The sequence below is a fragment of the Kitasatospora sp. NPDC057500 genome, from assembly GCF_042802195.1.
Taxonomy (GTDB): domain Bacteria; phylum Actinomycetota; class Actinomycetes; order Streptomycetales; family Streptomycetaceae; genus Kitasatospora.
This window is the reverse complement of record NZ_JBHVER010000073.1, coordinates 24984-33742: the sequence shown is the minus strand read 5'-3', so window position 1 is coordinate 33742 and position 8759 is coordinate 24984. Positions and strand designations below refer to the sequence as shown.

Here is an 8759-nt window from a genome sequence, read left to right as displayed (position 1 = left end):
GAGCACCGGCGCACCACGACTCTGGGGGACCCCGCATGCGTTCGCGCCGCCTCGCTCTCACCGCCGTCGCCGTCGCGGCGCTCGCCGTCGCCGCCACCGCGTGCGGACCGGAGAACAGCGACACCGCCGCGCCCGCGCCGAGCGTCACCGCCGCCACCACCACCACGGCCACCGCCACCGCCACCGCCACCGCGAAGCCGTCGACCCCCGCCACCACCACGGCCACCGCCACCGCCAAGCCCGCCGACGCCCCGCCCGCGGGCACCTGCGGCGCCAAGGACCTCGTCCTCACCGCCAGGACGGAGTCCCAGGCCGGCGGCTACATCCTGATCTCCGCCAAGGCCAAGCCGGGCGTCACCTGCACCCTCCCGCCCCGGCCCCCGGTCATCGCCTTCGGCTCGGGCGGCATCGAGGCGTCCAAGGCCGAGCAGGGCGTCAGCCAACCGATCAAGCTCAGCGGCGCGGACACCGCGTACGCGGGCGTCATGTCGAAGACCACCAAGGACAACCAGGCCGTCGAGTTCAACGACGTCATCGTGGGCATCGGCAGCCCGGACCCCGACCCGGTCAGCCTGCCGGTCGGCCCGACCGCGGTCGACCGGCCGATCGTCACCAACTGGCACACCCTGCCGCAGGACGCCGTACCCGTCCACTGAGAAAAACCGCTGGTCGGCGGGCCTGGTCCGGTGCTTGGATCCGGTCATGACCAGTGACAACGCCCTGCCGGACGGCTACCGGATCTCCACCGACCCCGCACTCCTCGACGCCGAGCTGATCCACCGCTGGCTGTCCCAGGACGCCTACTGGGCGCTCGGCCGCAGCCGCGAGAAGCAGGACCGGGCGATCGCCGGATCGCTCAACTTCGGCATCTACGAGGAGGCTTCGGGCGACCAGGTCGGATACGCACGGGTGGTCACCGACCACGCCACCTTCGCCTGGCTGTGCGACGTCTACATCGCCCCGGCCGCCCGTGGCCGGGGCCTGGGCACCGCCCTGGCCGCCGCCGTCCGCGACGAGCTCGCCGAGGACGGCCTGCGCCGCATCCTGCTCGCCACCGCCGACGCCCACGGCGTCTACGCCAAGGTGGGCTTCGACGCGGTGGCGAAGCCGGAGAAGTGGATGGTCCTCGGCGAGCAGTAGCCCCGGCCGCCGGCCGGCCGCGACGGACCCGCCCTTTCGGATCACGCCGGCCGGCGCCACAGGCCGCGGGCGGCCAGCACGGGCAGCACGCCCTCGCCGAACCAGTACGCCTCCTCCAGGTGCGGCATCCCGCTGAGCACGAACTCGTCGACGCCCAGCTCGTGGTACTCGGTGACCAGGTCGGCCACCTCCCGGTGGCTGCCCACCAGCGCCGTCCCGGCCCCGCCGCGCAGCAGGCCGACGCCCGCCCACAGCCCGGGGTACACCTCCAGCCGCTCCGCCGAGCCGCCGTGCAGCGCGAGCATCCGGCGCTGCCCCACCGACTCGCTGCGGGCCAGCGCCCGCTGGGTCTCCCGGACGCGCTGCGGGTCCATCGCCGCCAGCAGCCGCTCCGTCTCCGCCCACGCCTGCGCCGAGGTGTCCCGGGTGATCACGTGCAGCCGGATCCCGAACCGCACCATCCGCCCCTCGCGCGCCGCGAGTTCACGGATCCAGGTGATCTTCTCCCGTACCTGCGCGGGCGGCTCGCCCCAGGTGAGGTAGACGTCCGCGAACCGGGCGGCGACCCCGCCCGCCACCGGGGACGACCCGCCGAAGTACACCGACGGCACCGGGTCCGGCAGCCGGTTCAACCGGGCCCCCTCGACCCGCAGATGGGGACCGTCGTGGTCCACCGTCTCCCCCGCCCAGAGCCGCCGCACGACCGACAGGAACTCCCCGGTGCGGGCGTAGCGCCCGTCCTTGTCCAGGAAGTCCCCGTACGCGCGCTGCTCCGCCGACTCCCCGCCGGTCACCACGTTCAGCAACAGCCGCCCGCCGGACTGCCGTTGGTACGTGGCCGCCATCTGCGCCGCCAGCGTCGGCGCGATCTGCCCGGGCCGGAACGCCACCAGGTACTTGAGCCGCTCGGTCACCTGGGTGAGCATCGCCGTCGTCAGCCAGGCGTCCTCGCACCACGCCCCGGTCGGCGTCAGCGCCCCCTCGAACCCCAACTGCTCGGCACTGCGGGCGATCTGCCCCAGGTACCCCAGCGACGGCGGCCGATCACCGCCGGCCGCCCCGGGCGTCGACCCGTGCCCACCTCCGACGACGTGCCGGCTGTCACCGTTGGTGGGCAGGAACCAGTGGAACGTCAGGGTCATGAACACACACTCCGCTACCGGAAGAGCCGCCTGGAAGAACGCCGGGAACCCTCACCGGCGACAACAGGCATCCGCCCACACCCGCCCCAGGTCCACGTGCAACCGTCGCACGAGGCCCCCGGAAGCAGCGGCGGCGGAATCGTCCATGCCCGCCATTCTCCAGCCCCGCCCCACCACGATCAAGAGTCCCTGCCATGAGCGCCGCAACGGCCGCAGGGCCTCCCCGGTGAGGTGGGGAGGCCCTGCGGGCGTCAGTGCGCGGGGATGCCGGTGGCGCGCCGGGATCAGACCAGGCCGGCCTTCTCCAGGGCGGCGCAGCAGGTGTTGATCAGCAGGCGGGTGACGACGTAGGGGTCGACGTTGGCGTTCGGGCGGCGGTCCTCGATGTAGCCCTTCTGCTCGACCTCGACCTGCCACGGGATGCGGACCGAGGCGCCACGGTCGGAGACGCCGTAGGAGTAGACGTTCCACGGGGCGGTCTCGTGCTTGCCGGTCAGGCGGGACTCGATGTCGGCGCCGTACTGGGTGACGTGCTCCAGGACCTTCTCCTGGGAGGTGCCCAGCGACTCGCAGGCGGTGATGATCGCGTCGTAGTTCTCGCGCATCGCCCTGGTGGAGAAGTTGGTGTGCGCGCCGGCGCCGTTCCAGTCGCCGCGGACCGGCTTCGGGTCGAGGGTGGCGTCGATGCCGAACTCCTCGGCGGTGCGGTAGAGCAGGTAGCGGGCGATCCACATGTCGTCGGAGACGGTCAGGGCGTCGACCGGGCCGATCTGGAACTCCCACTGGCCGGGCATGACCTCGGCGTTGATGCCGCAGATGGCCAGGCCGGCCTCCATGCAGCGGTCGAGGTGCAGCTCGACGATCTCGCGGCCGAAGACCTCCTCGGCGCCGACGCCGCAGTAGTAGCCGCCCTGCGGAGCCGGGTAGCCGCCCTCGGGGAAGCCGAGCGGGCGGGAGCCCTTGAAGAAGGTGTACTCCTGCTCGATGCCGAAGATCGACTCCTGCGCCTCGTACTGCTCGGCGACGGCGCGCAGCAGGGCGCGGGTGTTGGACTCGTGCGGGGTGCCGTCGGTCTCGTTGACCTCGCAGAGCACCAGGATGTGGTCGCCGCCGCGGATCGGGTCCGGGGTGACGCGCACCGGCGTCAGCACGCGGTCCGAGGCGTGGCCCTCGGCCTGGCTGGTCGAGGAACCGTCGAAGCCCCAGGTGGGGATCTTGTCCGCGTTCGGCAGGACGCGAGTCTTGGAGCGGAGCTTGGCGGTCGGCTTGGTGCCGTCGATCCAGATGTACTCGGCCTTGATTGCCACGGCGGTGTCCCTCGCAAACTGAGTGGTGGGTGCCCGCGTAGCGTTGCAAGCCGCCGTTTCCCGGTTGTTCCTCTTATGTAACGCGCATGTGAACCAACCGTCCGCATTGGCACGGTTACGGTGCGGGAGTGCCGCAGGTGGCACTCCCGCACCCGTGGGGAACCGGGGTCAGTGCCGGCGGGCGTGGGCCGGGGCGGCGGCGCGACGGCGGCGGGTGGCCCAGAGGGCGCAGGCGCCTCCGGCGACCAGGGCGGCGGCGCCCGCGGCGAGCGGGGAGGCGGCGCCGTTGCCTCCGGTGGCGGCGAGGGCGTCGGGCGCGGCGGCGGGGCCGGAGGAGGCTGCGGCGGAGGGGGACGCGGTCCGGCGGGCGGTGGCGGCCGTGGCGGCTGTGGCGGCGGCCGTGGCGGACGGGGTGGTGTCCGAGGCGGGCTGAGCGGCCGGGGTGGGCGCCACGGTGGCCGTCGGAGGGGTGGCGGTCGGAGGGGTGGCCGTCGGGGCGGCGGCCGCAGGGGCGGCGGACGGTGCCGGGCCGGCCGGGACGGGCTTCTCGCAGCTCACCGAGGCGACCGTGATGGTCCCGGTCACCTTGGCGACGTTGAGGTTGAGCGGGTCCACCGACACCCGGACCTCCAGGGCGGAGGCGGCAGCCGTCGTGGAGGTGGTGGTCCTCTTGGAGAACTCCACCGAAACGCTGCCGACCAGCGGCACGTCCACCTCGGTCGGCCCGTACAGGCTGACGGTGACCGGCTTGCCGAGCACGGTGAGCCCGACGGGCGCGACCACGTCGGCGGTGGGCTTCCCGTCGACGGGGCAGGTGGCGGTGGCGCTGAGCGCCTCCAGGCCGAGCAGGGTGGTCGCGGGCAGGCCGGGGGCGTGCACATCGGCGTCGGCGAGCGTGACGGAGGCGGTGGCGCCCTCGGCGTCGACCTCGGTGACGGACCTGCCGACGTCCGCCTTGACCAGGGTGACCGGGCCGGCCTGGTCGACCCCGGCGACCTCGGCGGTGAGGACGGTGCCCTCGCGCCGGGCCGGGGACTCGACCTCGTTGAGCGCGACGTCGACCGGGACGTCCACGGCGTTGTTCAACAGCCTTACGTCCAGGTCGAGTTCGGCGGTGACGGCGCGCGCCTTGCCCGGCGAGGCGGCCGGCGACGGGGCCGGCGAGCCGGTCGCCGGGCCGGTCGCCGACGGCTCGGCCGCACCGGCCGGCGGCGCGGTGAGAACGGCGCAGGCCACCACGGCGGCGGCTGCGGAAACGATTCGTCGACAAGACATGGCGGTACCCCCACGGCTGAATGGCTGAGCCGCCAGTCTTCTCAAACGATCCGTCACATCAGTCATACAGAGCGTCATTTCACCCGTTGGGGTGAAGCTGGCGCTCCGCGCCGACCCCCGTCTGCTACGGCAGCCGCCAGTCCACCGGCTGCGCCCCCTGCCGCACCAGCAGCTCATTGGCCCGGCTGAACGGGCGCGAGCCGAAGAAGCCGCCGCTCGCCGAGTACGGGCTCGGGTGCGCCGACTCGATCGCCGGGATCTCGCCCAGCAGCGGCCGCAGATTGCGCGCGTCACGGCCCCAGAGGATCGCCACCAGCGGGCCGCCGCGCGCCGCCAGGGCACGGATCGCCTGCTCGGTGACGTCCTCCCAGCCCTTGCCGCGGTGCGCGGCGGGCTTGCGCGGGGCGGTGGTCAGGGCACGGTTGAGCAGCAGCACGCCCTGCTGCGTCCACGGGGTGAGGTCGCCGTTGGACGGCTGCGGGAGGCCGAGGTCGGAGCCGTACTCCTGGAAGATGTTGATCAGACTGGCCGGGATCGGCCGGACCTCGGGCGCCACCGAGAAGCTCAGTCCGACGGCGTGGCCGGGGGTCGGGTACGGATCCTGGCCGACGATCAGCACCCGTACCTCGGCGAACGGCTGCTGGAAGGCGCGCAGCACGTTGGGACCGGAGGGCAGATAGGTACGGCCGGCGGCGATTTCGGCGCGGAGGAAGTCGCCCATGGCGGCAACCCGCCCGGCGACCGGCTCCAGCGCGGTGGCCCACCCGGGCTCGACGATCTCGTTCAGTGGACGCGGTGCCATGGGCGTAACCCTATCGGCCTACACCGACAGTCCGTTCACCGAGATGATCACGCGAGACGCTCCCCGCCGCCCCTCACTCCACCGGGCGCCCGCGCAGCACCACCAGGCGCGGATCGGCCAGCACCCGGACGTCGGCGCGCGGGTCGTGCGCGTACACCACGAAGTCCGCCGGCGCGCCCTCCTCCAGGCCCGGGCGCCCCAGCCAGGCGCGCGCCCCCCAGGTCGCCGCCGACAGCGCCTCGGCGGGGGTGAGCCCGGCCTTCACCAGTTCGGCGACCTCGTCCGCGACCAGGCCGTGGGCCAGCGAACCGCCCGCGTCCGTCCCGACGTAGACCGGGATGCCCGCGTCGTGCGCGGCGCCGACCGTGTCGTAGCGGCGCTCGTGCAGCCGACGCATGTGGGCGGACCAGGCCGGGAACTTGCCCTCGCCGCCGGCCGCCAACTGCGGGAAGGTGGCGATGTTGACCAGGGTCGGCACGATCGCGACGCCGCGCTCGGCGAAGGCCGGGATCAGCTCCTCGGTCAGGCCGGTGGCGTGCTCGACGCAGTCGATCCCGGCGGCCAGCAGGTCCGGCAGCGACTCGGCGGCGAAGCAGTGCGCGGTGACCCGGGCACCCTCCTCGTGCGCCGCCGCGATCGCCTCGGCGAGCGCGTCGCCCGGCCAGCAGGCGGCGAGGTCGCCGCGCTCGCGGTCGATCCAGTCGCCGACCAGCTTGACCCAGCCGTCACCGCGCCGGGCCTCGGCCCGCACGTACGCGGCGAGGTCGCCGGGCTCGATCTCGTGCGCGTAGTTGCGGATGTAGCGGCGGGTGCGGGCGATGTGCCGGCCGGCCCGGATGATCCGGGGCAGGTCCTCGCGCCCGTCGATCCACCGGGTGTCGGCGGCGGACCCGGCGTCGCGGATCAGCAGGGTGCCGGCGTCACGGTCGGTGAGCGCCTGCTTCTCGCTGGTCGCCGCGTCGACGGCGCCGTGCGCGTCCAGACCGACGTGGCAGTGCGCGTCCACCAGACCCGGCAGCACCCAGCCCTGCACCGTGCGGACGTCGGCGGAACCGGCGCCGACGGCGGCCGGACGGGAGAAGGTCACCCGGCCGTCCACCACCCAGAGTTCGTCCCGGACGTCCTCCGGACCGACCAGCACCCGACCCCGGACGTGCAGCACCGCGCCATCGCTCATGGCCGCACTCTACCGACGGCGCCGTTCCGTGTAAGCAGCGAACATGGGGCAGACTCGTTCCCGCCGGCCCGCCGCCCCCTCCCCGAAAGGCCCCGCAACCGTGAGCCCCTTCCTCGACCTGCCCCCGCTGACCGCCGCCGACTTCGCGGCGATCGAGGACCGGGTCGCCGCGCTGCTGCACACCACCGCCGACGTCATCGTCACCCAGGGCGAGGCGCTGCTGCCCCTGGAGGCCGCGATCCGCGGCGCCGCGCACCCGGGCTCGACCGCGCTCAACATCGTCACCGGCCCGTACGGCCAGACCTTCGGCAACTGGCTGCGCGACTGCGGCGCCAAGGTCGTCGACCTCGCCGTGCCGTTCGACACCGCGGTGAGCGCCGATCAGGTCGCCGAGGCGCTGGCGGCCGAGCCGGCCGTCGACTTCGTCTCGCTGGTGCACGCCGAGGCCGCCACCGGGAACACCAACCCCGTCGCCGGGATCGCCGCCGCGGTGCGGGAGCACGGCGCACTGCTGATGGTGGACGCCGTCGCCTCGGTGGCCGCCGAGCCGCTGCTGACCGACGCCTGGGGCGTGGACCTGTGCGTGATCGGCGGGCAGAAGGCGATGGGCGGGCCGGCCGGCGTCTCGGCCGTCTCGGTCTCCGAGCGGGCCTGGGAGCGGATCACCGCCAACCCGGCCGCCCCGCGCCGCTCCTACCTCTCCCTGCTGGACTGGAAGGAGCGCTGGACGGACGCCGGTCGCACCGTCCTGCCGCACGCGCCCGCCCAGTTGGAGATGCTCGCGCTCGGCGCCTGCCTGGACCGGATCGCGGCGGACGGCCTGGACACCGTCATCGCCCGCCACCGCGCGGCCGCGGCCGCCACCCGCGCGGGCGTCCGGGCGCTCGGCACGCTCACCCCGTTCGTCCCGGCCGACGCGCACGCCGCGCCGGTCGCCACCACCCTGCGCACCCCGGCCGGCCTGGACGCCACCGCCCTGGCCGCCGAGCTGCGCCGCCTCGACGCCTCCCTCCCGGTCCAGGCCGGCGGCGGCGCCCTGGCCGCCGAGATGCTGCGGGTCAACCACTACGGCCCCGCCGCCACCCTCGACACCGTCCGCGCCACCCTCGCCGCCCTCGCCACCGCCACCGACGCCGACGCCACCCCGGCCCTCACCGCCGCCGAGCAGTCCTGGGCCGCGACCGCCTGACGACGCCGGAAGGCCACGTCCCGCCCCGTCCGCCGCAGCGGGCGGGGCGGTCCGCCGTCCGGAGCGCGCTAGGCGGGCACCTCGGCGAGGCGGCGGAACCCACGGGCGCGGCCGGCCAGCACATCGGGGTCGACGGCCGCGCCGTCGACGACCTCCGTCAAGGAGGCCCACATGCTGCCGTCCGCCCAGGTGCACACCGACACCTCGCCGTCCTCGAACGCGGCCCGGCCGCACTTCATCACGCCGCCGCGCTCACCCGGGTCCACGTCGTGCAGGTCGGTGAAGGTGAAGCCGTTCGCGCGCTGCCCGGCGATCGCCTCGTCGAGCTGCGAGCCGGGCAGGAAGATGTGCATCTCGGCGACGGTCACGAAGGCGATCCGCCGCCCGTCCGCGCTGCGGTAGGTGGTGGCCGAGACGCCGGAGTCGCTGCCGATCCGCGCGGTCTGCTTGGCCCTGGTCCCGTCGGCGGCCTGCGGCAGCCCCTCGTACTGCTCCGGCGCCTGGTACCGGTAGGCGCCCAAGGCAGCGAAGTTGTCGGCGAAGGCGACCCCGAAGACGGTGGCGCCGGCGACCACGGCGGCGGCGAGGGCGATCCGGAGCCGGCGGCGGGAGGCGCGCGCCGGGGGTGCGTCGGCCGGGTGTTCCCCGGTGTGCGGTTGATCTTGTTCGAGCATCGGCACATCCGAGCAGTACGGGTCCCGCCCGGCAAGGGTTGCCGGGTGTTCGG

The 8759-nt window shown here is 74.3% G+C and carries 9 protein-coding genes; 3 read left to right on the top strand and 6 right to left on the bottom strand.

Features of this window, described 5'->3' with window-relative positions; all coding sequences use genetic code 11:
* Positions 1 to 35 precede the first annotated feature (35 nt).
* Together ACFU74_RS17835 and ACFU74_RS17830 are read left to right on the top strand one after the other, a co-directional pair.
* Positions 36 to 656, top strand: coding sequence for a hypothetical protein (locus tag ACFU74_RS17835; RefSeq protein WP_380757593.1), 621 nt, complete (start codon positions 36 to 38; stop codon positions 654 to 656).
* Positions 657 to 702: 46 nt separating this feature from the next.
* A complete protein-coding gene (locus ACFU74_RS17830; RefSeq protein WP_380757591.1) occupies positions 703 to 1140 on the top strand; it encodes a GNAT family N-acetyltransferase in 438 nt (145 codons plus the stop codon).
* Positions 1141 to 1181: 41 nt separating this feature from the next.
* Here ACFU74_RS17830 and ACFU74_RS17825 read toward each other — a convergent pair whose 3' ends face one another.
* The 5 genes from ACFU74_RS17825 to ACFU74_RS17805 all read right to left on the bottom strand — a co-directional run bounded on the left by ACFU74_RS17825 (position 1182) and on the right by ACFU74_RS17805 (position 6843).
* A complete protein-coding gene (locus ACFU74_RS17825; protein ID WP_380757588.1) occupies positions 1182 to 2282 on the bottom strand; it encodes an LLM class flavin-dependent oxidoreductase in 1101 nt (366 codons plus the stop codon).
* Positions 2283 to 2566: 284 nt separating this feature from the next.
* Positions 2567 to 3589, bottom strand: coding sequence for a glutamine synthetase GlnII (glnII, locus tag ACFU74_RS17820; RefSeq protein ID WP_380757586.1), 1023 nt, complete (start codon positions 3587 to 3589; stop codon positions 2567 to 2569).
* A 168-nt stretch (positions 3590 to 3757) separates the two neighbouring features.
* Positions 3758 to 4864: a hypothetical protein gene (locus ACFU74_RS17815; protein ID WP_380757584.1), complete on the bottom strand. Its 1107-nt coding sequence runs from the start codon at positions 4862 to 4864 to the stop codon at positions 3758 to 3760.
* A gap of 124 nt (positions 4865 to 4988) precedes the next feature.
* Positions 4989 to 5666, bottom strand: a complete 678-nt coding sequence (locus ACFU74_RS17810) for a uracil-DNA glycosylase (protein WP_380757582.1) — start codon at positions 5664 to 5666, stop codon at positions 4989 to 4991.
* 73 nt (positions 5667 to 5739) lie between these two features.
* Positions 5740 to 6843 carry an amidohydrolase family protein gene (locus ACFU74_RS17805; protein WP_380757579.1) on the bottom strand — a complete coding sequence of 368 codons (1104 nt, stop codon included), beginning with the start codon at positions 6841 to 6843 and terminating at the stop codon, positions 5740 to 5742.
* A 100-nt stretch (positions 6844 to 6943) separates the two neighbouring features.
* Between ACFU74_RS17805 and ACFU74_RS17800 the strand changes: the two genes are divergently transcribed.
* A complete protein-coding gene (locus ACFU74_RS17800; protein WP_380757577.1) occupies positions 6944 to 8032 on the top strand; it encodes a pyridoxal-phosphate-dependent aminotransferase family protein in 1089 nt (362 codons plus the stop codon).
* Positions 8033 to 8100: 68 nt separating this feature from the next.
* Here the strand turns inward: ACFU74_RS17800 and ACFU74_RS17795 are convergent, their stop codons facing one another.
* Positions 8101 to 8706, bottom strand: coding sequence for a hypothetical protein (locus ACFU74_RS17795; RefSeq protein ID WP_380757575.1), 606 nt, complete (start codon positions 8704 to 8706; stop codon positions 8101 to 8103).
* Positions 8707 to 8759 lie beyond the last annotated feature (53 nt).

Excerpts from the sequence above, each read along its gene's own strand:
- ACFU74_RS17815 (WP_380757584.1), bottom strand. The coding sequence starts at position 4,864 with ATGTCTTGTCGACGAATCGTTTCCGCAGCCGCCGCCGTGGTGGCCTGC.
- ACFU74_RS17830 (WP_380757591.1), top strand. The coding sequence starts at position 703 with ATGACCAGTGACAACGCCCTGCCGGACGGCTACCGGATCTCCACCGAC.
- ACFU74_RS17805 (WP_380757579.1), bottom strand. The coding sequence starts at position 6,843 with ATGAGCGATGGCGCGGTGCTGCACGTCCGGGGTCGGGTGCTGGTCGGT.
- ACFU74_RS17795 (WP_380757575.1), bottom strand. The coding sequence starts at position 8,706 with ATGCTCGAACAAGATCAACCGCACACCGGGGAACACCCGGCCGACGCA.
- ACFU74_RS17835 (WP_380757593.1), top strand. The coding sequence starts at position 36 with ATGCGTTCGCGCCGCCTCGCTCTCACCGCCGTCGCCGTCGCGGCGCTC.
- ACFU74_RS17810 (WP_380757582.1), bottom strand. The coding sequence starts at position 5,666 with ATGGCACCGCGTCCACTGAACGAGATCGTCGAGCCCGGGTGGGCCACC.
- ACFU74_RS17825 (WP_380757588.1), bottom strand. The coding sequence starts at position 2,282 with ATGACCCTGACGTTCCACTGGTTCCTGCCCACCAACGGTGACAGCCGG.